Raw genomic sequence first — 25990 nt, 5'->3', positions numbered from 1 at the left:
AGTTCCTGCTCAGGGCACGGAACATCTTAAGAACTGCTTAAGGTGGTTGACGTATAATCAAAGAGTGGAGATTTCGGGCGAATATTAAGGAAGAGCAATGCGCATTTTACTGATTGAAGACGACAACATGATTGGCGATGGTATCAAGGCCGGGTTGGGCAAGCTGGGGTTTACGCTGGACTGGTTTACCGACGGTAAAATGGGCAAAGCGGCGCTCGACAGCGCGCCTTATGACGCAGTGATTCTGGACCTGAGCCTGCCGGGCCTCGATGGTATGCAGCTTTTACGGGAATGGCGGCGCGAGGGCAAAGACACGCCGGTGCTGATCCTTACGGCGCGTGACGCACTGGAACAGCGGGTGAGTGGCCTACAGGCCGGCGCCGATGACTATCTGTGCAAACCTTTTGCGCTCGTGGAAGTCGCGGCGCGGCTACAGGCACTGATCCGCCGCCGCCACGGGCAGATCACCCCGATTGTCACCCACGGCAGTTTACAATTCGACCCTGCCTCTCGCAGCGCGACGCTAAATGGCGAAGTCGTGGTGCTCACCCAGCGCGAAATCACCGTCATGGAGCTGTTTCTCAACAACAAAGGCCGGGTTCTGCCTCGCCCGCTGATTCAGGAAAAGCTCTACAGCTGGGACGATGAGGTCAGCAGCAACGCAGTTGAAGTGCATATTCACCACTTGAGGAAGAAGCTCGGCAACGGCTTTATCCGCACCGTCCACGGCGTGGGCTACACCCTGGGCGATGCCACAGAGGAGGGCCAGTGAGAGCTAGATTTGCGCGTCTCAGTTTGCGGCTGCGGCTGATTTTATTGTTCGGCCTTTTGGCGCTGCTCACTTGGCTGGCCGCCTCGGTTATCGCCTGGCAGCAGACTCGCCACAACATTAATGAAGTGTTCGACACCCAGCAGATACTGTTCGCCAAACGACTGGCAGGGGCGGGGCTGGCGGAGATGATGGCGGTGGAGCACGACGTGCGCCTGCCGGAAACCAAGAAAATCCTGCATAAAGGCAATCGCGGCCATACCGATGATGACGCGCTGACCTTCGCCATTTTTGATCGTCAGGGCAAGATGCTGCTCAACGATGGCGAGAACGGCAAGCATATCCGCTTTGACAGCAGTACGCAGGGGTTCACCGACAGCCAGCTGGAAGGGGATGACGACGCGTGGCGACTGCTGTGGCTGACCACCGCCGACGGGCAGTTCCGCGTGGTGGTCGGGCAAGAATATGACTATCGCAACGATCTGGCGTGGACGCTGGTCAGCGGGCAGTTAATGCCGTGGCTGGCGAGCTTGCCTATCCTGCTTCTCGCGATGATCCTGCTGATCACTCGCGAGCTAAAACCTTTGCGCCGGGTGGCGGACGATCTTCATCGCCGCGCGCCTGACGACGCTGCGCCCATCTCCACCCGGCAGGTTCCCTCCGAGGTTTTGCCTCTGGTGACATCCCTTAACTCGCTGTTTAGCCGCACCGGCGAGCTGCTGGTGCGCGAGCGCCGCTTCACCTCCGATGCCGCCCATGAGCTGCGCAGCCCGCTGGCGGCGCTGCGCGTTCAAACCGAAGTGGTGCAGCTTTCCGGCGATGACGCCAGCGCGCGGGAACATGCACTGGGGAATCTCACTACCAGCATTGATCGCGCCACGCGGCTGGTGGATCAACTTCTGAACCTGTCGCGGCTGGAGTCTTTTGACGGTTTAGAGGAGCTTGAGCCTATCAACTGGGCCAGCCTGCTGATGCAGATGATGGGTGAGCAGGACGCCGCCGCGCACGCCCGTGGCATCGCGCTGCGCTTTGAACCTCTGGGCGAACCGGCGATGATTCAGGGCCAGCCGTTGCTGCTTTCGATGATGCTGCGCAACCTGATTGATAATGCGGTTCGCTATTCGCCGCGCGGGTCGAACGTCACGGTGTGGCTCGACGAGCAGGGGATTCGGGTTGAAGATCAGGGGCCGGGCATTGATGAAGAGCACCTTGCGAGGCTGGGGGAGAGGTTCTATCGGCCGCCGGGGCAACAGCAGACCGGCAGCGGGCTGGGCGTTTCGATTGTGCGGCGTATCGCCCAGTTGCACGGCTTGCAGGTGAGTTATCGCAATCGCCAGCAGGGTGGCTTAGAAGTCGCAATCAGATAAGCAACGGCCAGATGAACTGGCCGCGAATTACCAGTGTTCCAGCCCGTTCAGCGGCACGCGGGTGAGAACAGTTTGCAGAGATTCGCCGTCAGGGAACACCACGTCTGGCGCGATTTCTGCCAGCGGATAGAGCATAAACTCACGGTTTTTCATGTCGTAATGCGGCACGGTCAGACGTTCGGTGTTGATCACCCGATCGCCATACAGCAGCAGGTCTAAATCCAGCGTGCGCGGTCCCCAACGTTCCAGCTTTCGCACCCGGCCCTGATTCTGTTCAATGGCCTGAGTGCAGTCTAGCAACTCTTCTGGCGGCAGTTCGGTATCCAGTGCCACCACGGCATTGAGGAAATCAGGCTGATTTTGCGGGCCGAGGGGCTTGCTGCGGTAAAATGCCGAGCAGACCACCAACTGGGTGCGGGGCATGTGCGCCAGAGCTTCCAGCGCACAGTTAACCTGGTCTACAGGCTTGGCAAGGTTACTGCCGAGCGCAATGTAGACCCGAATCATTGCGCATTGTCCTTGCGCGGTGCCCGTTTGCGAGGGCGACGCGGACGGCTGCGGCGCGGTGCGGCGTCATCACCCAGCGTACCCAGCATGTTTTTCTGCGAGGCCGGTGTCGCTTCCTGGAACTCACCCCACCATTCGGTCAGGCTTTGCAGTTCGCGATGCTGCTCGACTTCGGCGCGCAGCGCCAGCAGGTCGAAGGCGGCGCGGAACTTAGGATGCTCCATCAGCTTGTGCGCACGTTTACCCTGACGGCGAGACAGGCGCAGTTGCAGCGCCCAGATATCACGCACCAGCGTAGTAATACGTTTTGGGATCGCCAATGTGCGGCACTGCTCGTCGAGCACGTCGTTCATCGCCAGCGAGAAGGCATCGTAATAGGTCAATCCGCCTTCCTGTGCCAGCTTCTGCGCGTGTTCAATCACCGGATACCACAGCATCGCGGCGAACAGGAACGCAGGGTTAACGCGCTGATCGTTTTGCAGACGGAAGTCGGTGTTTTTCAGCACCTGAACCAGAATGCGCTCCATCGGGCTGTCACCCTCTTCGGTGAACTGGCGGGCAATCAGCGGGAACAGCGGCTGGAACAGCTGATATTCACGCAGCTTCAGGTAGGTCTGGTAGCCGTTGCCCGCTTGCAGCAGTTTTAAAGACTCTTCGAACAGGCGCGCCGGAGGGATTTCTTGTAACAAGGTCGCCAGTCGTGGAATAGGCTGTGCGGTTTCCGGGCTGATTTTCATGTCCAGCTTGGCGGCGAAACGCACGGCGCGCAGCATACGCACCGGGTCTTCGCGGTAGCGCGTTTCTGGGTCACCAATCAGGCGAATAATGCCGTTTTCAAGGTCACGCAGGCCACCGGTGTAGTCACGCACGGTGAAGTCGGCCACGCCGTAATACAGGCTGTTGATGGTGAAGTCGCGGCGCTGGGCGTCATCTTCGATGGTGCCAAAGATGTTGTCGCGCAGCAGCATGCCGTTGACGGCCTGCTGGGAAGAATTTTTGTCTTCCACTTCTTCTTGCTGCTCGTGATGACCACGGAAGGTGGCGACCTCAATGATTTCCGGCCCAAACATCACGTGAGCCAGACGGAAGCGACGGCCCACCAGACGGCAGTTGCGGAACAGTTTGCGTACCTGCTCAGGCGTGGCGTTGGTGGTGATGTCGAAGTCTTTCGGTTTCTTTTCCAGCAATAAATCGCGCACGCCGCCGCCAACCAGGTAGGCTTCGTAACCGGATTTATTTAAGCGATACAGCACTTTAAGGGCGTTTTCGCTGATATCACGACGAGAGATGTTGTGCTCATCGCGAGGAATAATGGTCATGGCGCGGGTTTCGCCTTCGTAATCAAAGGAGACGCGGGCTTTCTTCGCCGGCTCTTCGGTCACATAACGTTCAACGAATGGGCGATCGCCGCGTGGCGCTTCGCTGGCTGAACGGCGATTGTCATGATTTTCGTTCTGACGAGGGGCAGAGCGGGATGGCTGTCTCGCGCCTTGCGCAGCATTATTGCCGCGTCGATCGCCTCGATTGCCATTGTCATCCCGGCGATTACGGTTATCGCGATTGCCACTGCGTTCGCGGCGTGGGGATGACGGCGTTCTTGGGTTGCCGTCGGCAACGGAAGCAGAGTCCACGGAGGTTGGGTCGCGGCGGTCTTTATCTTCACGAAGAGGGGCTGGTTCAGGCACCGCGTTTTCTTCACGGATGACTTTGTCTTCACGAACTAGCACCTTACGGCAAAAATTGGCTACTCGGGTAAAAATGGGACACCTCGATAGTGACTGATAAAAATGACGCGACGCAAAAACAGCGGCTAATCATAGCTCACACTGGCTACTTTGAGAATGCCGAAGTCAAATCTGGCGGAGCTTTCGCATGCTGACGCGGCATCTGCGCGGGGGACCAATGTTCAATCGCCCAGCGTAATAATAAATCTAATGGTAAATCCTGCCAGTTTTCCGGCAAGGTTTGACCTAAAAATTGTAACGCTTTCAACAACACGGGGCGCGGATCGCCGGGTGGCAGGCCGGGCGCGTGATTTTGTTTGGAAAGCTTATCGCCACTCTCATTGACCGCCAGTGGCAAATGCAAATATCCCGGCTGCGGGTAGCCAAGATGCTGATAAAGCGAAATCTGCCGTACCGTTGGCTCAATTAAGTCGGCTCCGCGCACCACGTGATTGACTCCCTGATAGTGATCGTCGACCACCACGGCGAGGTTATAGGCGAACAGGCCGTCTCGGCGGCGGATAATAAAATCCTCTTCGGCGAGAGTCTGGCTGGCGTGCAGCTGGCCCTGAAAATCATCGTCGAAGGCGTAAACCGGGCGCGTCTGGCGCAGGCGAATCGCCGCATTCTCAGGGCCAAGGCCTAAGTGCTGACAGTGGCCATCATAGGTGCCGCCGAGCTGGGCGACGCGCTGGCGGGTACAGGTGCAGTAATAGCTCAGGCCATTGTTGTGCAACGAGTCTAGGGCGGCGCGGTAGGCGTCATGGCGTTTCGACTGCCAAACCACTTCACCATCCCAGTGCAGGCCAAAACGTTCAAGCGTGGCAAGAATGCTGTCGGCGGAACCGGCGATTTCGCGCGGCGGGTCGAGATCGTCAATACGCACCAGCCACTGGCCCTGTGCGGCGCGGGCGTGCAAATAGCTACCGAGGGCGGCAATCAGAGAACCAAAGTGAAGTTCACCGGAAGGTGAGGGAGCAAAGCGGCCGATGTAGGGCGACGTGGCGTGGGTATCTGACATAAGAAGTTTGAAACGAAAGAGGGTGCTGCGTTGTTAAGGGAACGCGGTGCGTAATGCACCGCGTGGGACCCGAGACTTAACCTGCCATCTGCTTTTCGCGGATTTCAGCCAATGTCTTACAGTCAATGCACAAATCAGCGGTAGGACGTGCTTCGAGACGGCGGATACCGATCTCAACGCCACAGGAATCGCAATATCCGAAATCCTCGTCTTCCACTTTTTTCAGCGTTTTTTCAATTTTTTTGATCAGCTTACGTTCACGGTCGCGGTTACGTAGTTCAAGGCTGAATTCTTCTTCCTGAGCGGCACGGTCGACCGGATCTGGGAAGTTTGCAGCTTCGTCCTGCATGTGCGAAACGGTACGGTCAACTTCATCCCTGAGCTGATTGCGCCACGCTTCAAGGATCTTCTTGAAGTGGGTCAGCTGAGCGACGTTCATGTACTCTTCGCCTGGCTTCTCTTGGTATGGTTCTACCCCAGCGATGGCGAGAATGCTCAAGGACGATGTCTTACGGGTTTGCCCTTCTTGCATGATGCTTCTCCTACATAAAACGCACTATACTCTTCATCCTTTAAGCTACTGCTGCGTTGTCCGCCTTGCTGTAATTCAACGATGTTGAGTATTTCGATCCCCAAAAGGGGGAAAAAATCAGGCCGCTATAAATACCAGAAGGCAACGAGGTAAGCAATTAATCATCGCAGGGTCTTGACAGACCTGTGAGGAAAAGCGTATTCGCGACTCCTTAATCCTTCAAAAATTGAACAATTTAGAGTCTCTGCCCCCATGTGGTCGCCGCCGATGGCTTTAATAACAGGGGTTATCCGACAAACTGGCGGGTAGCCAGAGGTAAACGTTCTGTGAGGCGGATACCCTCGGCAGAAAGTTTTGCACCGTAACACATCACTTCGACACCGTTTTTCTGTACCTGCGTCAACAATGCTGCATAACGCGGATCAATATGGTGTGCCGGAGAGACGCTTTCAATGCCTGAATGCAATACAGCGAAAAATAAAACGGCTCGCTGTCCCTGTTCTGCCATCGCTTGAAGCTCGCGTAAATGCTTCTGACCTCGCAGGGTCACTGCGTCGGGGAAGAAGCCGCATCCTTGTTGCAACAAGGTGACAGATTTCACTTCAATATAGCAGTCAGAACCATTATCCGCCTGTAACATAAAATCTATGCGACTGTTTTCGGCGCCGTATTTAACTTCGCTAGAGATCTTACTGTAAGCAGATAATTCTGGAATAGCGCCTAATTCCAGCGCTTCTCGCACTAGCTGGTTGGCCCGCAGCGTGTTGACGCAAATCCAGTGCCCCTGCTGCGTTTCGGTAAGCTCCCAGCTATGGGCGTACTTGCGTTTTGGGTTGTCGGAGGTGGAATACCAGACGGTATCGCCCGGCGTAGCGCAGCCGGTCATCGCGCCGGTATTGGCGCAATGCAGGGTTAATTCCTTACCTTCTGGGGTGACCACGTCCGCCAGAAAACGTTTGTAACGTTTGATCAGGGTTGCGGGTTGAAGTGGTGGCTCGAAGTGCATGACATTTCCTGATTGAAATTAGTCGTTAGGCGCGGCGGGCGACAGCGGCCAGCTTTGCAACAAGGAGTATCGGGTGCGGCCACTCTCATAAAGGGACTGGTACAGACCAAACTCGGTGGCGTCCAGCGTCCAGTTGGGTGTTGTGGGAGGAATGGCGACCGGACGAGTGGCGGCGCGGAACAGCGAAATATGCGGATGAAACGGCAACGCGCTCTGGTAACAGCCGTTGCGCGCCGCGTGGGAGCGCAGCACCTCGGCCAGTTGCAGCAGCGCGCGTGGCGCACGCCGAGTGCCGAGCCAAACCACGCCGGCTCCGGGCCAGTGGCCCGCGTCATCGATTTGAAAGCTGAAAGCTTTGGCATCGATTCGCCCGGCGACGCCGCGTAAAGCCGCCTCTTTTTGTTCGCTCACCTCGCCCAAAAAGGCCAGAGTGATATGCAAATTGGCCGCCGTCAGCGGGCGTCCTGTCTCGGCCGGGAAATTATCAGCACGCCATTTAATCACCTGTTTTTGTAATTTCGGTGGCAGTGATAAAGCAAAAAACAGACGGCGTTGAGCGGACATTGCAGGTTCCCTTAAGGCAGAAGCAGGCCCAGATGCTACAATGCTGGCGCTTTAAATCAACTCATATGGGGCTTTTTCATTGTCATCTTCTTTGCCGGTCAGTGCCGTACTTGACCCTTTATTAGCCGCGCTAAAAAGCGCACCGCAGGTACTGCTGCTGGCCCCGACAGGCGCGGGCAAATCGACCTGGCTGCCGCTACAGCTGCTGCAACAGGCTAACCTGCCCGGTAAAATCCTGCTGCTCGAGCCGCGTCGGCTGGCGGCCAAGAACGTGGCTTATCGTCTGGCCCAGCAGCTTGGTGAAACGCCCGGCCAGACCGTCGGCTATCGCATGCGCGCGGAAAGCAAAACCAGCGCCGCCACTCGTCTTGAAGTGGTCACCGAGGGGATCCTGACCCGCATGGTGCAGGCCGACCCTGAGCTGAGCGGCGTCTCACTGGTTATCCTCGACGAATTCCACGAGCGCAGCCTGCAAGCCGATTTGGCGCTGGCGCTGCTGCTCGACGTGCAAAACGCCCTGCGCGATGACCTCAAGCTGCTGATTATGTCCGCCACCCTCGACAATCTGCGACTCACCCCGCTGCTGCCCGACGCGCCGGTAATTGTCTCCGAGGGGCGCAGCTTCCCGGTGGATCGCCACTATATTTCTCTCGCCAGCCACGAGCGCCTCGACGAAGGCATAGCGCGGGTGGTGAGTCGCCTGATGAGCGAAAACGGCGGCTCGATGCTGCTGTTCCTGCCCGGCGTGGCGGAAATCACTCGCGTGCAGAACCTGCTGGCAGGGAGAGTGTCTGACGATATCGACCTCTGCCCGCTGTATGGCGCGCTGACGCTCGATCAGCAGCAAAAGGCGATTCAACCTGCGCCAGCGGGCCGCCGCAAAATCGTGCTCGCGACCAATATTGCTGAAACCAGCCTGACTATCGAAGGTATTCGGCTGGTGGTGGACAGCGGGCTGGAACGCAGCGCGCAGTTTGACCCGCGCTCCGGCCTGACCCGTCTGGTGACGCAGCGGATTAGCCAAGCTTCGATGACCCAGCGCGCGGGCCGCGCCGGGCGTCTGGAGCCGGGTCTGTGCTGGCACCTGTTCGCCAAAGAGCAGGCTGAACGCGCCAGTGCGCAGGGCGAGGCGGAAATTCTGCAAAGCGACCTGAGCAGTTTCTGGCTCGAACTTTTGCAGTGGGGCTGCCAGCAGCCGGAGCAACTGTCGTGGCTTGATGCGCCGCCCGCCCCCGCGCTGGCGGCGGCCAAAACCTTGCTGCATTCTCTTGGCGCGACGGATAGGCAGGGCAAACTTACCTCGGCGGGGCAGCGCATGGCCAAGCTCGGCTGCGAGCCGCGCCTTGCCGCGATGCTGATTGCCGCCGATGCTCAGGGTGCCGATGCTTTAGCAACGGCGGCGCTGCTGGCCGCCATGCTGGAAGAGCCTCCGCGCGGGGGCATGCCGGATATCGATTATTGGCTCAGTCGCCCGCAGGGCAATTGGCAGCGCCGCGCCGGTCAGCTAGCTCAGCGGGTTTCGGCCAAAAAAGGTCAGGTGGACGCGGCGCTGGCTCCGTGGCTACTGGCCGTCGCCTTCAGTGACCGCATTGCCCAGCGCCGGGGAGCCGATGGCCGCTATTTGTTAGCCAACGGCCTCGGGGCTTCTCTACCGCAGGACGATGCGCTAACCCGCGCCGCGTGGCTGGTGGCGCCGCAGCTGTTGCAGGGCAATAACAGCCCGGACGCGCGAATTTTGCTGGCAGTGACGCTGGATGCCAGCCAGTTGGCCGAGCGTTTGCCGCAAATTGTCAAAGAGCAAACTGCGGTCGAGTGGGATGAAGAGAAAGGCACGCTACGCGCGTGGCGGCGCTGGCAGGTGGGGCGGCTGGTGTTGAAAGCTAACCCACAGGCCAAGCCGGATGACGCCGATTTACAACAGGCGCTGATTGACTGGGTTCGGCAGCAGGGTTTGGCGTCGCTTAACTGGTCGGTAGCCGCCGAACAGCTGCGCCTGCGCCTGACTTGCGCCGCCAAATGGATGCCCGAAGCTGACTGGCCCGCGATGGATGACCAAAGCCTGCTTGACGGCCTCGAGCAGTGGCTCTCGCCGTCGCTTAACGGCGTGCGTTCGCTCAAAATGCTGCAACAGGTGGATTTATATGACGCGCTGCTGCGGCTACTGGATTGGCATCAGCGCCAGCGATTAGATAAGGCGCTGCCGACTCATTACACCGTTCCTACTGGCAGCCGTTTGCCAATCCGCTATTATGCTGACCAGCCGCCGATTTTGTCGGTGCGGATGCAGGAAATGTTTGGCGAGGAGCGCAGCCCGATGCTGGCCGAAGGCCGCGTCGCCGTGGTGCTGGAGCTGCTTTCCCCCGCCCAGCGCCCGTTGCAGATCACCGCCGATTTGGCGGCATTCTGGCAAGGGACGTATCGCGAAGTACAAAAAGAGATGAAAGGTCGCTACCCTAAGCACCCCTGGCCGGATAATCCGGCTGTGGAAATGCCCACGCGTCGCACCAAAAAATATCAATGACCAGAAAACCCAAGTCGATAGACGCGAAATTGTCTGATTTTTTTCAGAGATTTCTTCTGGTCATAGCCACAACCGAGGCAGAGAGTAGGCCGCAATTTATGAACACAGCAGTTTTTATGGAGAGTTGTCATGTCTGGCGATGATCGCGAGCCGATTGGCCGTAAAGGCAAACCCGCAGGACGTAAGCCTTCGCGCTCGCGTCCGGTACGTCGCCGTAGGGATGACGATTATGAAGAATTCGATGATGACTATGAAGAAGACCGCGAAACGGATGACGACTATGACGATGAAGAAGAGACCCGTCGGGAGTCGCGTATGACCCGCAAAGCCGCGCCACGCAAAGCGGCGAAATCCGGAAAAGGGGGCAAGCCGCGCAGCAGAAAACGCTGGTGGTTCTGGCTGCTGTTTAAGCTGTTCATCATCTTCGCCATCCTGATGGGGATTTACGGTTTCTATCTCAATACTGAGATCCGTGGCCGTATTGATGGCAAAGTCTGGCAGCTGCCAGCGGCGGTGTATGGTCGTCAGGTGAACCTTGAGCCGGACATGCCGTACAGCAAAAAAGAGATGATTAACCTGCTGGAAGGCACGCAATACCGCCAAGTGACGCGTATTACCCGTCCGGGCGAGTTTACCGTGGCTGCCAACAGCATCGACTTGCTGCGCCGTCCGTTTGATTTCCCAGATGGTAAAGAGGGCCAGATCAACGCTCGCCTGATGTTTGAAGATAACCATCTTTCGGAGATTAAGAACCTCGACAACAACCGCGATTTCGGGCTGTTCCGCCTCGATCCGCGTTTGATCACCATGCTGCAATCTCCGAACGGCGAACAGCGCCTGTTCGTGCCGCGCTCTGGTTTCCCGGACCTGCTGGTGGACACGCTGCTGGCAACCGAGGACCGTCACTTCTATGAACACGACGGTATCAACTTCTGGGCGATTGGCCGCGCGGTGGTGGCGAACTTAACCGCCGGACACGCGGTGCAGGGCGGCAGTACGCTGACCCAACAGCTGGTGAAAAACCTGTTCCTGACCAACGAACGCTCGCTGAGCCGTAAAGCGCGCGAAGCCTATATGGCGATTCTGGTCGACGCCAACTACAGCAAAGATCGCATCCTCGAGCTGTACCTGAACGAAGTCTATCTCGGCCAGAGTGGCTCAGATCAGATTCGCGGCTTCCCGCTGGCGAGCCTCTACTACTTTGGCCGTCCGGTGGATGAGCTGAGTCTGGATCAGCAGGCGCTGTTAGTCGGCATGGTGAAAGGCGCCTCGCTGTACAACCCGTGGCGTAACCCGAAACTGGCCCTTGAACGCCGCAACTTAGTGCTGCGTTTGCTGGTTAATCAAAAAGTTATCGACCAAGAATTGTATGACATGCTCAGCGCGCGCCCTCTGGGCGTCCAGCCGAAGGGCGGGGTGATTTCTCCTCAGCCAGCCTTTATGCAGATGGTGCGTCAGGAGCTGCAGGCCAAGCTTGGCGATAAAGTACAGGATATGTCAGGGGTGAAAATCTTCACCACCCTCGACCCGATTTCTCAGGATTCCGCCGAGAAAGCCGTGGAAGAAGGCATTCCTTTACTGCGTAAGAAGAGCGGGTTGAACGACATTGAAACCGCGATGGTGATTGTTGACCGCTATACCGGCGAAGTGCGTGCCATGGTCGGCGGCGCCGAAACCCAGTTTGCGGGCTTCAACCGTGCCATGCAGGCGCGTCGTCAGGTCGGCTCTTTGGCCAAGCCTGCGACCTACCTGACTGCCCTGTCGCAGCCGGATAAATACCGCCTGAACACCGTGCTGGCTGACCAGCCGCTGACCCTGAAACTGGCCAATGGCCAGACCTGGTCGCCGAAGAACGATGATCACCAGTTCCGTGGACAGGTGCTGCTGGTGGACGCGCTGGCGCGCTCGATGAACGTGCCAACGGTTAACCTCGGTATGGCTGTCGGTCTGGATAACATTACCAAGCAGCTGATTAACCTGGGTATTCCAAAAGAGTCGCTGAACCAGCTGCCGTCAATGCTGTTGGGGGCTATTGCCCTGACGCCGATGGAAGTTGCGCAGGAGTACCAGACCATTGCCAGCGGCGGCAACAAAGCGCCACTGTCCGCCGTGCGTTCGGTAATTGCGGAAGACGGTACCGTGCTCTACCAGAGCTTCCCACAGGCGGTTCGGGTTATTCCGGCTCAGGCTTCTTATCTGACCATGTACGCGATGCAGCAGGTGGTTTCCGAGGGGACTTCACGCGCCTTGGCGAACAAGTTCCCGAACCTGCATCTGGCGGCGAAAACCGGTACCTCCAACGAACTGCGTGACAGCTGGTTCGCGGGTATCGACGGCAATCAGGTGGCGATCACCTGGGTTGGCCGCGATAACAACGGCCCGTCTAAGCTGTGGGGCTCTACCGGCGCGCTGGTGCTCTATAGCCGCTATCTGGATAACGAAACGCCGCAGCCGCTGACCTTGCAGGTGCCGGAAGGCATCACCACAATGAATATCGACGGCAGTGGAAACTTCGTCTGTAACAGCGGTGGCCTGACGGGCGGCGTAGCGCGCAGTATCCCGGTTTGGACCGATTCCCCTGACCAACTCTGTCAGGCGTCGCAAGCCGCGATTCAGCAGCAGCAGCAGCAGCAACAACAGCAGCAGCAACAGCAATCTCAACAAGAAGATGGCAAAGGCGTTGCGGGCTGGATTAAGGATATGTTCGGCTCAAGTCCGTAGGATCAGATGCTGAAATGAAAAAGGGCGCGACTCAGTTCGCGCCCTTTTTTTATCGAATATTGAAATTTAATAAAAAGTGAGCAAACGCAAGACCCAATGTGGTTTTGCATTGCGCCTCCGTGACTGTCTGCTACCCTCTAAGCACTTGTTATTTTAGAAGGATTCTAAGTATGAAAAGGGTTTTGGGCGCGATACTCATCACGTTGTTGTTGGCAGGCTGCGGCGAGCCAAAAATAGATGCTTCAACGCCAGACAAAATGAAATCGTCCATCGATAAGGTTCGAGATACGCTGCCAAAATATAAACGCGGGCAGTTTGATGACGCTTTGGAGGTGGCAGCAATGAGCCAATTGACACTGAAAGAACTGATGCAGGCGGGGGCCTCCGAGGATAATTCAGTGTTGCAGCGTAAAGTGGGTGCCGTGCTGGACGGCAAAACCGGTGAACAGGTGATTGCTTACGCCAAGACGGTCAAGGAAGAGAGAGCTAAAAAGGAAAAGGATGAAGAATTAAAAGAGTTAAAAGTTTTAGACGCTAAAGTAGCTGAAGCCTCAAGCAACTACGATAAACTAAAGGCTTTCAAGGTGATTGAGGCTAACTTCCACATGGAAAGTTCACCAAACAAGCCGAATGAACCCATTATCACAATGAATGTGGAAAACGATACTTCTCATGTTGTGTTTTCAGCTGATTTTGTCGGTATGATCACCAGCCCAGCGAGCAAGGCGCCTTTGTTGAGTGATTTTCTTACTCACCCTTTCCCCTCAGGACTCAAGCCGGGCGAAAAAGCGAAATGGGTTCAGAAACCTGGTCCACATTCCAAATGGGCGCAGATCAATAATCTGCCAAAAGATGCTCAGGTAATATTTTTCCCTACTACGCTGATTGATGAACATGGCAAATCTATTTTCGGCTCCTTAATTACCTCTGAAAAGGATCGTAAAAGATTGGCGCAATTGAAAGCCAAATATCAGCCAGAGGCAAAGTAGAGTGAAAAGGGCGCGACTCAGTTCGCGCCCTTTTTTATTGGGAGGGGATTAGCTGTTTTCAGCCGGTTTCTGCTGGTTTTCCATCATGCGACGGATAGGGACAATCAGCAGGATCAGCACCGCGGCGCAAATCAGCAGCGCGATGGAGCAGCGTGCGAACAGGTTTGGCAGCATTTCCAGTTGGTCAGCTTTCACGTGACCGCCAATCAGGCCCGCCGCCAGGTTACCCAGCGCACTGGCGCAGAACCACAGGCCCATCATCTGGCCGCGCATTCTTTCTGGTGCCAGCAGGGTCATGGTCGCCAGCCCGATCGGGCTAAGGCACAGTTCACCCAGCGTCAGCATCAGGATACTGCCTACCAGCCACATCGGGGAGACACCCGCACCGCCGTTGCTCAGCACGTTTTGCGCCGCCAGCATCATCAGGCCAAAGCCCGCCGCAGCAAACAGGATGCCGATAACAAACTTAGTGATGCTGCTCAGTTGGATTTTTTTACGCGCCAGCGCAGGCCACGCCCAGCTGAAAATCGGTGCCAGTAGGATAATGAACAGGGCATTGATCGACTGGAACCACACCGCAGGGATCTCGAAATCACCAATCATTCGCTGGGTATAGTCATTGGCGAACAGGTTGAACGAGGTCGGTTTCTGCTCGAAGGCGGACCAGAAGAAGGCTGCTGATACTAACAGAATGAAGCAGACCAACAGGCGGGCGCGCTCTTTGCGGCTCAAACCGGCGAACACGAATAGATAGATGAAATACAGCGTGACCGAGGCGGCAATCACGTAAACCAGCATGCTGGCTACGGCCAACGGGTTAATAACGATAATGCCCTGAGCGATAAGCGTAACAATCACTGCCACGCCGACGGCCAATGCCAGCAACCAAGTGCCAACGCCATTCTTCTTAGCAACCGGTGTGTTCCAGGTGGAGTCCAGACCCACTTCTTTGTCATAGCGCTTCATCGAAGGCACGGCAAACAGGCGGAAAATAACCAGCGCCACCAACATTCCGATACCACCGATGCCGAAGCCCCAGTGCCAACCGTGGTCGCGAACCAGCCAGCCGGAGATCAGCGGGGCGATAAACGAACCCATGTTGATGCCCATATAGAACAGCGAAAAACCGCCGTCGCGGCGGGTATCACCCTTCTTATATAGAGTGCCGACCATCACCGAGATACAGGTTTTGAACAGACCCGACCCCAGCACGATAAACATTAAACCGATGAAAAACAGGTTGTCGCCCATTACCGCCGACAGGGCGATGGAGAGGTGGCCCAGGGCAATTAGAATCGAGCCATACCACACGGCTTTTTGCTGACCCAGCCAGTTATCGGCCAACCAACCGCCCGGCAAAGCGGCCAAATACATGCTGCCCGCGAAAATACCGACAATCGCCGAGGCATTCTCACGCGCCAGCCCCATGCCGCCGTCGAACACCGCGGCAGACATAAATAAAATTAATAATGGGCGGATGCCGTAGAACGAGAATCGCTCCCACATTTCAGTGAAGAACAGGGATCGAAGTGGGTAAGGATGGCCGAGGAACGTCCGGCTTTCTTGTTTGTTAACAGAGGATTGCATAATGTATTGCCTATTTGGTTTGCTGTATTAAATGCAGCTTTTATTGTCGATGTATGTGTATCTATAGCCTCGGCAATTTCCCTATTAGCCTTAATTATCCCGGTGCGGATTTAACTCCTTTGAGCCTGCTAAAACGCAGTATCGCGCGGGGGAAGGGCCGTACTGTATTTTGTTTTCACAGGATGCTCAACGTTGTTTTATTGCTCTCTTTAGTCCTTTTAACCATTTCCATACTGTGAAACCGCGATTTTAAACGCTTTTTCACCCCCGCGACGATGCATTCAGCGCTTTGAAATTGGGGCATACATTCAGCAGCTAATTTTTACCCTTGGGTAACATTAAAAATATTTATTCTTCATCGGCTTCACATGCCATTTCGAACATTTACCCATCGTATTTACCCCTGTATTACATAGGGCTATTTTCTATTCGTTCACACTTTGTCCGGACTTAATGCGCTTGCAGAAGGGTATGGGTTACGCATATTATCCGACGTTCATAATAATAATTATCGTTTACATTCCCATTCAACATCTCCAGAGAACAGCAAATGGCACATCAGCGCACACTTTCAATGACTGCATCAAAAGGGTCTTTTCAGCGTGGAACTTTGGCATTAACTATCGCCGCCGCATTGGGAACGACAGCGTTTCAAGCCACCGCGGCTGAGACCAGCACCACCCCGGCGAAAAGCGATACTATCGTGGTCACCGGCAACGCCGCGGCTAACGTAGCGCCGGAATCAGCCTGGGGGCCTTCGCCGACCATCGCGGCGAAACACAGCGCCACCGGCACCAAAACCGACACGCCGATTGTTAAAACCCCGCAGTCAATTTCTGTTGTGACCCGTGAAGAGATGGACATGAAGCAGCCAACCACGGTGAAAGAGGCGCTAGGCTACACGCCGGGCGTGTTCGCCAGCCGTGGAAGCTCTGCTACCTATGACGCGATTGCCATTCGCGGGTTTACATCAGTAAACACCAACCAGTATCTGGACGGGATTAAGCTTCAGGGCGACAACTACTCTGAAGTTTCCATGGATCCGTACTTCCTTGAACGCGTTGAAGTGCTGCGTGGCCCATCTTCCGTGCTCTATGGCAAAAGTAATCCGGGCGGCGTGGTGGCAATGGTCAGCAAACGTCCAACAACTGAGCCATTGAAAGAAGTGCAATTCAAAATGGGTACAGACAATCTGTACCAAACCGGTTTTGATTTTAGCGATGCCATTGATGACGCGGGCATTTATTCCTACCGTTTGACCGGCGTCGCGCGTAGCCAAGATACTCAGCAGGTGATGTCGAAAGAGCAGCGTTACGCGATTGCTCCGTCATTTAGCTGGCGTCCGGATGATAAAACTGATTTCACCTTCCTGAGTAACTTCCAGAACGACCCGAATACTGGCTTCTATGGCTGGCTGCCGCGTCAGGGCACCGTGGTGCCTTACTATGATGCCAACGGCAAGCCACACAAGATTTCTACTGACTTCAACGATGGCGAAGCGGACAACAAACTGTCGCGCGATCAGAAGATGGTGGGTTACAGCTTCGCCCATGAATTTAACGATACGTGGACCGTGCGTCAGAACCTGCGCTATACCACGATCAGCAGCGATTTCCGTGGCGTCTATGGCAATGGCTATATTGCACCGGGCCAAATGAGCCGCGCATTTGTGCAGTCGAAAGAAGAACTTAACAACTTCGACGTTGATACTCAGGCGCAGGCCAAGTTCGCGACGGGTTCAGTGGATCACACCTTGCTGACCGGCGTGGACTACATGCGTATGCGTAATGACATCGACGCCTACTATGGCAGCGCGAACCCGCTGGACTTGGGCAATCCACAGTACGGCAATGCCGGCGTGAAGTTGAACTTCCCGTATCAGATTCTCAACCGTCAGGAGCAAACGGGTCTTTATGCACAGGATCAAGCTGAGTGGAATAACTGGATCCTGACCTTAGGCGGCCGTTACGACTTCGCTAAAACCTCAACGTTGACTCGCAGTGCAAACACCACTGCTGAGATTAACGATGAGCAATTCACTTGGCGTGGTGGTCTGAACTACCTGTTTGATAACGGTATTTCACCGTACTTCAGCTATAGTGAATCCTTCGAGCCAAACCCAGGTGCTTCCGCTGAAGGTAAACCTTTCGACCCTTCGATTGGTAAGCAGTACGAAGCTGGGATCAAATACATTCCTGACGATCGCCCAATTAGCCTTACTGCGGCGATCTATCAGCTGACTAAAACTAAAAACCTGACGGCCAATCCGGATCCAGCCTTCTCTTCCTTCAGCGTGCAATCGGGTGAAATCCGTTCTCGCGGTGTTGAATTGGAAGCCAAAGCTGCGGTAAACGCCAATATCAATTTGACGGCGTCATACACCTACACCAATGCGAAATACACCGAAGACACGGCTTATCAGGGCAAGCGTCCGGCAGAAGTGCCACGCAACATGGCGTCTCTGTGGGCTGATTATACCTTCCACGAAACGGCACTTAGCGGCCTGACTGTTGGTTCCGGTGTGCGTTATGTGGGGGATAGCTCCAGCTTCTATACCACTGGTGCGCAAAACAATCAGACTTTCGACGTGGCATCCTACACCTTGGTTGATGCGACCATTAAGTATGACTTAGGTCGCTTTGGTATGCCGGGTTCGTCTGTTGGCTTGAATGTGAACAACCTGCTGGATCGCGAATATGTCGCCAGCTGCTATCGTGATTATGCCTGTTATTGGGGTTCTGACCGTCAGGTCGTTGCCACAGCAACATTCCGCTTCTGATAGCCTGACGTAATAACGGAAAGTGGGCACGGAACCTCGTGCCCTTTTCCGTTTCATGTTTCTTCGAATCTGACGTAAAGAGCTGCTAACTGAATGTCTGAAAATATTAGGCCAAACAACGCCGTGAATCGTTCCGCCGCGCAAACTGACTCTCATGCGAATGACAGTACGTTCAGCCTGAAAGAGGTGAGTTTCACCGTTCCCGGACGCACGCTGCTTGCGCCGCTGTCGCTGACTTTCCCGAAGGGAAAAGTGTGCGGGTTAATTGGTCATAATGGCTCGGGCAAATCCACTTTGCTTAAAATGCTAGGTCGCCATCAGTCTGCTTCTGCCGGGCAAATTCAGTTGAATGACACCCCGCTTGAGCAGTGGGATAGCAAAGCCTTTGCGCGTCAGGTCGCCTATTTACCGCAACAACTGCCCGCCGCCGAAGGCATGACGGTGCAAGAGCTGGTGGCGATTGGCCGCTACCCCTGGCACGGCGCGTTGGGGCGTTTCAAACATCAAGATCGTGAGAAAGTCGAAGAGGCTATTTCACTGGTTGGCTTGAAGCCTTTCGCCCATCGTTTGGTGGATAGCCTGTCCGGCGGCGAACGCCAGCGCGCGTGGTTAGCCATGATGGTGGCGCAGGACAGCCGCTGCCTGCTGCTCGATGAACCCACTTCTGCGCTGGACATCGCCCATCAGGTTGATGTGCTGGCCCTGATCCATCGCCTCAGCCAAGAGAAAGGGCTGACGGTGATTGCCGTCTTGCACGATTTGAACATGGCGGCGCGCTACTGCGATTATCTGATGGCACTGCGCGGTGGCGAATTAATTGCCCAAGGCACGCCGGAAGAGATGATGCGCGGCGACGTGCTTGAGCAAGTTTATGGTATCCCGATGGGCATCCTCCCGCACCCAGCCGGTGGCGCACCGGTAAGCTTTGTATATTGATATGTCTGAGATTTTCCCTGCACCTGATCTAAATCGCCGCCGCCTGCTACAGGCGTTGGCGCTCTCTCCGCTGCTGGCGGCTATTCCTTCTTTCGCCGCCACGCGCCCTGATTTGAGCAAAATTATTGCCCTTGAATGGCTACCGGCCGAGCTGCTGATTGCCCTCGGCGTGACGCCAATGGGCGTGGCGGATATCCGCAATTACAACCTGTGGGTGGATGAGCCAAAACTGCCCGCTCAGGTGATTGATGTCGGCCAGCGCATGGAGCCGAACATGGAGCTGATGCAGCAGCTAAAACCCTCGTTGCTGCTGGTGTCCCAAGGCTATGGCCCGAATGCCAAACAGCTGGCGCCGATAGCGCCGGTGCTGGGTTTAACGGCCAACGACGGCAGCCCGAATCCGCTCCAGCAGGCGATTCGCTCGCTCAACAAGCTGGCAAATTACCTCGACTTGCAGGACCGCGCCGCCCAGCACCTGAAGATGTATCACGACTTGCTGGACACCACCCGCACTCAGGTGCAGCCCTTCGCGCAAAAGCCTATTCTGCTGTTCTCCTTCCTCGACACGCGCCATGTTTTAGTTTTCGGCAAGGGCAGCCTGTTTCAGGAGATCATGCTCGACTTAGGCCTGACCAACGCATGGCATGGCGAAAGCAGCTTCTGGGGTAGCGTGAGTGTCGGCATTGAACGTCTGGCGGCGGTTAAAAACGCCCATGCCATCTGCTTCGGGCACGGTGACGCCGACGTCTACGAGCAGGTTTCCCGCACGCCGCTGTGGCAATCCATGCCCTTTGTGCGCGAAAAGCAGCTAAGCATGGTGCCTGCCGTCTGGTTCTACGGCGCGACCTTCAGCGCGATGCGTTTTTGCCGCATTCTGACCGCCACGCTGGGGAAAGCATCATGAATCGTCGCTCTCTCAGCGTAACGCTAAGCTTACTTATCCTGCTGACGCTGGTCAGCGCGGCCCTCAGCTTCTACAACCTGCGCCAGCAACTGCCGTTCGATCAGTGGAGTCAGGCGCTGTGGCAGCCGAGCATCGATAACGTCAATCAGATGATGTTCCATTACAGCACGCTGCCGCGCGTGGCAGTGGCGCTGCTGGCCGGAGCGTCCTTGGGGCTGGTCGGGCTGTTATTCCAACAGGTACTGCGCAATCCGCTGGCGGAACCCGCCACCCTCGGCGTTTCGGCGGGTGCGCAGCTCGGCCTGACGGTATCCATTCTATGGGCACTGCCCGGCGGCGAGCTGACACAGCAATTTGCCGCAATGATTGGCGCGATAGTCATCGGGCTGCTGGTGTTTGGCATTGCGTGGGGCAAACGCATGTCGCCGGTGACGCTGATCCTTGCCGGATTGGTGCTCGGCCTGTACTGCGGCGCGATAAACGGCCTGTTCGGGCTGTTCAATTACCAGCGGCTGCAAAGCTTATATATGTGGAATACCGGCTCGCTGAATCAGCAAGACTGGAGCGTGGCGAGTTTCCTGCTGCCCCGGCTGATTATCGTTTGGGGGCTGGCGTTTGTGTTGCAGCGCCCGATGACGCTGCTCGGCTTGGATGACGGCATTGCCAAGAATCTGGGGCTGGGGCTGAACGTCGCGCGCCTCAGCGTGCTGGCGCTGGCGATTCTGATGAGTGCGCAGATTGTTAACGCCGTGGGCATAGTTGGCTTTATCGGCCTGTTCGCGCCGCTATTAGCGAAGATGCTCGGGGCGCGCCGCCTGACGTCAAGGCTGATCCTCGCGCCGCTGATTGGTGCTCTGCTGCTGTGGCTGACCGACCAAATCATGCAATATCTGACACAGGTCTGGATGGAAATTCCCACCGGGGCGGCCACCGCGCTGGTCGGCGCGCCGCTGCTGCTGTGGCTGCTGCCGCGTCTGCGCAACAGTATGTCGCCGCCGCCGATGGATCAGGGCGACCACGTTCCAGAAGAGCGCCACCACTTGGTGCGCTGGGTCGGGCTGGCGCTATTACTGCTAGTAGTGGGCGTTGCCGTCGCGCTGATGGCCGGGCGCGATGCTAATAGTTGGAACTGGTCCACTGGCGCGCAGCTTGATGCGCTGCTGCCTTGGCGCACACCGCGCGTGGTGGCTGCACTGTCTGCCGGGCTGATGCTGGCATCGGCCGGTGTGCTGATTCAGAAGCTAACCGGCAATGCCATGGCGAGCCCTGAAGTGCTGGGGATAAGCTCCGGCGCGGCCTTCGGCGTGGTGCTAATGCTGTTCCTCGTCTCCGGCGACGCCTTTGTCTGGCTACTGCCAGCGGGAAGCGCGGGCGCGGCCATTACGCTGCTGGTGATTCTGGTTTCATCCGGGCTGAAAAGCTTCTCCGCCGAACGCATGCTGCTGACCGGTATTGCGCTTAGTACGGCCTTCAGCACGCTGATGGCGCTGCTGCTGGCCAGCGGCGATCCGCGCATGGGCGGCCTGCTGACGTGGATCTCCGGCTCGACTTACTCGGTGACCATGGCACAGGCGTGGCGCACGGCGGCCATTGCTGCCGTATTGCTGGTGTTGGTGCCTTTCTGTCGCCGCTGGGTGAGTATCTTGCCGCTGGGCAGCGTGACGGCTAAATCGGTGGGCATGGCGCTGACGCCTTCTCGCTCGGCGATTTTGCTGCTGGCTGCGGTAATGACCGCGGCCGCGACGCTGACCGTCGGGCCACTGAGCTTTATCGGCCTGATGGCGCCGCATATGGCGCGGATGCTAGGCTTCCGCCGCGCTATTCCTCAGTGGATGGTCGCCAGTATTTTGGGTGGACTGCTGATGGTGTTTGCCGACTGGTGCGGGCGAATGATTATCTTCCCCGACCAAATTCCTGCCGGGCTATTGGCCACCTTTATCGGCGCGCCGTACTTTATCTATTTGCTGCGGAAGCAGGGAAGGTAGTATCCAACTCAGAAATACAAAAAGGGGCCAATTGGCCCCTTTTTTAATGCTGTTTTGCAACAATCAAAGCTTAGCGAAGCAGCGGCGCGCCGCGTCGATGGTGCGCTGAATGTCTTCCTGAGTGTGAGCCAGAGACATAAAGCCAGCTTCGAAAGCAGAAGGAGCCAGATAGACGCCTTCTTCCAGCATCAGGTGGAAGAACTTCTTGAAGCGCTCGACGTTGCACTTCATCACGTCCTGATAGCTGGTGACGGTTTCTGATTCGGTGAAGAACAGGCCGAACATGCCGCCAACGTGGTTTACCACGAACGGAATGTTCTCTTTCTGCGCGGCATCCACCAGACCTTCGGCCAGACGGGTAGTCAGCTCGGTGAGGGTTTGATGCACGCCCGGCTGGGAAACCTGCGTCAGACAGGCGATACCGGCGGCCATGGCAATCGGATTACCTGACAGCGTACCTGCCTGATAAACCGGGCCGGTTGGCGCCAGCGCGTCCATCACTTCACGGCGTCCGCCGAATGCGCCGACCGGCATGCCGCCGCCAATGATTTTGCCCAAGCAGGTCAGGTCAGGCATCACGTTATAGTGCTCCTGAGCGCCACCCAGCGCGACGCGGAAGCCGGTCATCACTTCATCGATAATCAACAGCGCGCCAAACTCGTCGCACAGCGCGCGCAGGCCCGGCAGGAATTCTGGCAGTGGCGGCACGCAGTTCATGTTACCGGCCACTGGCTCAACGATGATACAGGCCACGTCGTCAGGGTATTGCTCGAACACCGCGCGGACGGAATCCAGATCGTTATAGGTACAGGTCAAAGTATGCTTGGCGAAATCAGCCGGTACGCCCGGCGAATTTGGCTGGCCCAGCGTCAGTGCGCCAGAACCGGCTTTGACCAGCAGGCAGTCGGCATGGCCGTGATAGCAGCCTTCGAATTTGATGATTTTGTCGCGATGGGTGAAGCCACGGGCCAGACGAATAGCGCTCATGGTGGCTTCGGTACCGGAGTTCACCATGCGCACCATGTCCATGCTCGGCACCAAATCGGTGACCAGCTCGGCCATTTTGACTTCCATCTCGGTTGGCGCGCCGAAGCTTAAACCGCGCTGCGCCGCTTCGATCACGGCGTTGCGGATCTCGGCGTTGTTGTGGCCAAGCACCATTGGGCCCCATGAGCCGACATAGTCGATATACGCCTTGCCATCGGCATCAAACAGGAAAGCGCCATCAGCACGCTCAATGAATAAAGGGACGCCGCCCACGCCTGAGAACGCGCGAACCGGTGAGTTTACGCCACCTGGGATTAGCGCCTGCGCCTGCGAAAACAGGCTTTCTGACTTACTCATATACGGCTCCTGGATTGTGCTGCTTTTGTAGAAAAGGGAAATAATGCGCCCATTCTAAAGAAGTGGGGCGCGTTATGAAATCGCTTCGCGCCGTTGGTCTGGTATTCCGTTTTCCGAAATTGGGATTTTTGTGGTTAAATCTGCCCATCTTATTAGCCTATTCCTGCAAATTCATGACTGATACCTCGTCCCACGACTCTGCTAAAGATGCTGCTCTGCGCGGGCCCCGCAAGCGCAGCGATGTTCTGCGCTATTTTCTGCGTCGAGATAAAACGCCCGTCGCGATTCTGGTGGTCGCGGCGATAGTCGGCACCGTCGCCGGTCTGCTTGGCGTGGCTTTCGAAAAGGCGGTGGATTGGGTGATCCACCTGCGCCAATCGGGTTTAGGCGTGTTTAGCGATCATTGGATCTTGCTGCTGCCGGTAGCCTTTATCGCCTCGGCGTTACTGGCCATGCTGGGCTATTTTTTGGTCCACCGTTTTGCGCCGGAGGCCAGTGGTTCAGGCATTCCTGAGATAGAAGGGGCGCTGGAAGAGTTGCGGCCGGTGCGCTGGTGGCGGGTGATCCCGGTGAAATTTATCGGCGGTATGGGCACGCTTGGCGCAGGCATGGTGCTGGGTCGCGAAGGGCCGACGGTGCAGATGGGGGCCAATATCGGCAAGATGATGGTGGATATTTTCCGCCTGCGCAGCGCCGAAGCGCGCCACTCGCTGCTGGCAACCGGTGCGGCGGCGGGCCTTTCCGCAGCCTTCAATGCCCCTCTGGCGGGCATTCTCTTTATCATCGAAGAGATGCGTTTGCAGTTCCGCTACAGCCTGATTTCCATAAAAGCGGTGTTTATCGGCGTGATTATGTCGAGCATCGTGTTCCGCATTTTCAACGGCGAAGGCGCGGTGATTGAAGTCGGCAAGCTGGCCAATGCGCCACTCAACACCCTGTGGCTCTATCTGGTGCTGGGCATGGTGTTTGGCATGGTCGGCGTGGCGTTCAACGCGTTGATATTCCGCACTCAGGATATGTTCGCCAGAATGCACGGCGGCAAGCTGCGCAAAGTGCTGATCATTGGCGGCCTGCTGGGCGGTTTCTGCGGAGTCTTGGGGCTGTTCCTGCCCGAAGCCGCCGGAGGCGGTTTTGCGCTGATCCCCCTCGCGGCGGCGGGGAAATACACGCTGGGCATGCTGCTGTTTATCTTTCTTATACGAGTTGCGACCACGCTGCTGTGCTTTGCCTCAGGCGCGCCCGGCGGGATTTTTGCCCCCATGCTGGCACTCGGCACATTGCTCGGCACGGCCTTTGGTAGCGCCAGTCTGGCGATGTTCCCGCAGTACGGCATTGAGCCTGCCACCTTCGCGATTGCCGGCATGGGCGCGCTTTTTGCCGCCAGCGTCAGAGCGCCGCTGACCGGGATAGTTTTGGTGTTAGAAATGACGGATAATTATCAGCTGATTTTACCGATGATTATTACCTGCCTGGGTGCCACCCTTCTGGCACAGTTCCTTGGCGGTAAGCCCTTGTATTCCGCCATTCTTACCCGCACTTTACAGCGGCAGGAGCGGGAAAATGCTGCCAAGGCGGAGAGTAAAGAAGCTGACCAGAGCATAAATAGACAGGACGACGGCGCGAAAACCGCTCATACTTGAACCATAACGCTACCTATTAGATAATTAGGTCATTATTCAGACAGTCAATCCGGCGGCCTGAACAGAATACGGATTGGGAGTAAAAAAGATGAGTGAAGCAACAATGAGTGATCCAACCGAAGTGGAAACCAGTGCCTTGCCTCTGCAATTCACCGAAGCGGCTGCCCACAAGGTTAAAAACCTGATCTCTGACGAAGAGAATCCGGATCTGAAACTGCGTGTTTATATCACTGGCGGCGGCTGTAGCGGCTTCCAATACGGTTTCACTTTCGATGACAAAATCAACGATGGCGACATGACGATTGAAAAATCTGGCGTGGCGCTGGTGGTTGACCCGATGAGCCTGCAATATCTGGTGGGTGGCTCGGTTGATTACACCGAAGGTTTGGAAGGTTCACGTTTTATCGTGACTAACCCGAACGCTAAAACCACCTGTGGTTGTGGTTCATCGTTCAGTATCTAACGATTTGCTCATTTCTGAATCTGATTCGGCAAGAATTAAGAAGCATTAAGAAGAATTAAAAGTTTAAAAAGCCCGTTTGCCTTTCAGGTGAAACGGGCTTTTTTGTGCTTTACCATTCTATGGTCACTAACTTCGAGCCTACCGAAACCCCCGGAATAGCCTCTAATTGACTCTCACTGATGCGCGGCTGACCAAAACTCTGCTGCGCGCATCTTACCGAAGGTTGTGCATTTGCCACGCTGACTTCACAGGTTGGCAGGATGGTTAAACTGACTTGAATCTCTCCACTGGTCATGCCCGCCATCGCCGCGATAGGGCTCAGTATAATCAGCGTACTCAGCAATATTTTTCTTATCATGGTTCATTCCAGGTGTGTGTCGTCATCAAAATCTAAAAAAAACATCCAAACGCTGAAAACAGTTATCGGCCACTTACCCCGTCATCTTTAAATTTATTAAAGAAATACAAGGTTTTGGCATCAAGTTATAATGGGTTCTTGTGATGCGTATAATGAGGTGTATTTAGAGTTATCTTTTTGAAATTTATAAATATTTGAAAAATATTTATTGCTGTTTCTGGCAATTAATTTCAGGGCGACATCATACCAAATGCAGCGAATGATAATATTGAT

Annotated in this window: 20 protein-coding genes; 11 read left to right on the top strand and 9 right to left on the bottom strand. The window is 56.1% G+C overall.

Annotated elements, in window-relative coordinates; translation table 11 throughout:
- Nucleotides 1-97 precede the first annotated feature (97 nt).
- Together qseB and qseC are read left to right on the top strand one after the other, a co-directional pair.
- Nucleotides 98-772, top strand: coding sequence for a quorum sensing response regulator transcription factor QseB (gene qseB / locus ACT3RT_RS10300; protein WP_396131645.1), 675 nt, complete (start codon nt 98-100; stop codon nt 770-772).
- The gene (gene qseC / locus ACT3RT_RS10295; RefSeq protein ID WP_496202944.1) at nt 769-2136 is read left to right on the top strand and encodes a quorum sensing histidine kinase QseC; all 1368 of its coding nucleotides are present in this window, start codon (nt 769-771) and stop codon (nt 2134-2136) included. Before qseB ends, qseC begins: the two co-directional genes overlap by 4 nt.
- Before the next feature lie 27 nt (nt 2137-2163).
- Here the strand turns inward: qseC and folK are convergent, their stop codons facing one another.
- The 6 genes from folK to thpR form a co-directional block, all read right to left on the bottom strand.
- Entirely contained in the window at nt 2164-2643 is a 480-nt protein-coding gene (gene folK, locus ACT3RT_RS10290) for a 2-amino-4-hydroxy-6-hydroxymethyldihydropteridine diphosphokinase (protein ID WP_485903107.1), read from the bottom strand.
- A complete protein-coding gene (pcnB, locus tag ACT3RT_RS10285) occupies nt 2640-3962 on the bottom strand; it encodes a polynucleotide adenylyltransferase PcnB (RefSeq protein WP_353503899.1) in 1323 nt (440 codons plus the stop codon). The genes folK and pcnB overlap by 4 nt, the downstream gene beginning before the upstream one ends.
- A gap of 511 nt (nt 3963-4473) precedes the next feature.
- The gene (gluQRS, locus tag ACT3RT_RS10280; RefSeq protein WP_485903108.1) at nt 4474-5388 is read right to left on the bottom strand and encodes a tRNA glutamyl-Q(34) synthetase GluQRS; all 915 of its coding nucleotides are present in this window, start codon (nt 5386-5388) and stop codon (nt 4474-4476) included.
- A gap of 76 nt (nt 5389-5464) precedes the next feature.
- Nucleotides 5465-5920: an RNA polymerase-binding protein DksA gene (gene dksA / locus ACT3RT_RS10275; RefSeq protein WP_034787382.1), complete on the bottom strand. Its 456-nt coding sequence runs from the start codon at nt 5918-5920 to the stop codon at nt 5465-5467.
- A gap of 286 nt (nt 5921-6206) precedes the next feature.
- Nucleotides 6207-6926 (bottom strand): DNA/RNA nuclease SfsA, encoded by a 720-nt coding sequence (gene sfsA, locus ACT3RT_RS10270; RefSeq protein WP_485903109.1) that lies wholly within the window; start codon nt 6924-6926, stop codon nt 6207-6209.
- An 18-nt stretch (nt 6927-6944) separates the two neighbouring features.
- On the bottom strand, nt 6945-7490 hold the full coding sequence (gene thpR, locus ACT3RT_RS10265) for an RNA 2',3'-cyclic phosphodiesterase (RefSeq protein ID WP_496202943.1): 546 nt from the start codon (nt 7488-7490) through the stop codon (nt 6945-6947).
- 79 nt (nt 7491-7569) lie between these two features.
- On the opposite strand from thpR, the gene hrpB reads away from it, so the two are divergent.
- The 3 genes from hrpB (at nt 7570) to ACT3RT_RS10250 (ending at nt 13721) form a co-directional block, all read left to right on the top strand.
- The gene (gene hrpB, locus ACT3RT_RS10260; protein WP_496202942.1) at nt 7570-10011 is read left to right on the top strand and encodes an ATP-dependent helicase HrpB; all 2442 of its coding nucleotides are present in this window, start codon (nt 7570-7572) and stop codon (nt 10009-10011) included.
- 129 nt (nt 10012-10140) lie between these two features.
- Nucleotides 10141-12732 carry a bifunctional glycosyl transferase/transpeptidase gene (gene mrcB / locus ACT3RT_RS10255; protein WP_496200537.1) on the top strand — a complete coding sequence of 864 codons (2592 nt, stop codon included), beginning with the start codon at nt 10141-10143 and terminating at the stop codon, nt 12730-12732.
- Between the two features lie 170 nt (nt 12733-12902).
- Nucleotides 12903-13721, top strand: coding sequence for a DUF6694 family lipoprotein (locus ACT3RT_RS10250; protein WP_496202941.1), 819 nt, complete (start codon nt 12903-12905; stop codon nt 13719-13721).
- Nucleotides 13722-13769: 48 nt separating this feature from the next.
- Here the strand turns inward: ACT3RT_RS10250 and ACT3RT_RS10245 are convergent, their stop codons facing one another.
- Entirely contained in the window at nt 13770-15308 is a 1539-nt protein-coding gene (locus ACT3RT_RS10245; RefSeq protein ID WP_353501033.1) for a peptide MFS transporter, read from the bottom strand.
- Between the two features lie 550 nt (nt 15309-15858).
- Between ACT3RT_RS10245 and fhuA the strand changes: the two genes are divergently transcribed.
- The 4 genes from fhuA to fhuB all read left to right on the top strand — a co-directional run bounded on the left by fhuA (nt 15859) and on the right by fhuB (nt 21912).
- Entirely contained in the window at nt 15859-18087 is a 2229-nt protein-coding gene (fhuA, locus tag ACT3RT_RS10240; RefSeq protein ID WP_496200538.1) for a ferrichrome porin FhuA, read from the top strand.
- 93 nt (nt 18088-18180) lie between these two features.
- The gene (gene fhuC, locus ACT3RT_RS10235; protein ID WP_496202940.1) at nt 18181-19023 is read left to right on the top strand and encodes a Fe3+-hydroxamate ABC transporter ATP-binding protein FhuC; all 843 of its coding nucleotides are present in this window, start codon (nt 18181-18183) and stop codon (nt 19021-19023) included.
- A 1-nt stretch (nt 19024) separates the two neighbouring features.
- The gene (gene fhuD / locus ACT3RT_RS10230; protein WP_496202939.1) at nt 19025-19927 is read left to right on the top strand and encodes a Fe(3+)-hydroxamate ABC transporter substrate-binding protein FhuD; all 903 of its coding nucleotides are present in this window, start codon (nt 19025-19027) and stop codon (nt 19925-19927) included.
- The gene (gene fhuB / locus ACT3RT_RS10225; protein WP_496202938.1) at nt 19924-21912 is read left to right on the top strand and encodes a Fe(3+)-hydroxamate ABC transporter permease FhuB; all 1989 of its coding nucleotides are present in this window, start codon (nt 19924-19926) and stop codon (nt 21910-21912) included. The genes fhuD and fhuB overlap by 4 nt, the downstream gene beginning before the upstream one ends.
- A 63-nt stretch (nt 21913-21975) precedes the next feature.
- Here the strand turns inward: fhuB and hemL are convergent, their stop codons facing one another.
- The gene (hemL, locus tag ACT3RT_RS10220; protein ID WP_396131656.1) at nt 21976-23256 is read right to left on the bottom strand and encodes a glutamate-1-semialdehyde 2,1-aminomutase; all 1281 of its coding nucleotides are present in this window, start codon (nt 23254-23256) and stop codon (nt 21976-21978) included.
- A gap of 173 nt (nt 23257-23429) precedes the next feature.
- Between hemL and clcA the strand changes: the two genes are divergently transcribed.
- Together clcA and erpA are read left to right on the top strand one after the other, a co-directional pair.
- The gene (clcA, locus tag ACT3RT_RS10215; RefSeq protein WP_353501038.1) at nt 23430-24896 is read left to right on the top strand and encodes a H(+)/Cl(-) exchange transporter ClcA; all 1467 of its coding nucleotides are present in this window, start codon (nt 23430-23432) and stop codon (nt 24894-24896) included.
- Between the two features lie 88 nt (nt 24897-24984).
- On the top strand, nt 24985-25359 hold the full coding sequence (gene erpA / locus ACT3RT_RS10210) for an iron-sulfur cluster insertion protein ErpA (protein WP_072009848.1): 375 nt from the start codon (nt 24985-24987) through the stop codon (nt 25357-25359).
- Nucleotides 25360-25468: 109 nt separating this feature from the next.
- Here erpA and ACT3RT_RS10205 read toward each other — a convergent pair whose 3' ends face one another.
- Entirely contained in the window at nt 25469-25717 is a 249-nt protein-coding gene (locus ACT3RT_RS10205; RefSeq protein ID WP_353501039.1) for a hypothetical protein, read from the bottom strand.
- Nucleotides 25718-25990 lie beyond the last annotated feature (273 nt).

It is taken from the genome of Ewingella sp. AOP9-I1-14 (assembly GCF_052375995.1).
GTDB classification, from domain to species: domain Bacteria; phylum Pseudomonadota; class Gammaproteobacteria; order Enterobacterales; family Enterobacteriaceae; genus Ewingella; species Ewingella allii.
This window is presented reverse-complemented; position numbering and strand designations above follow the sequence as displayed.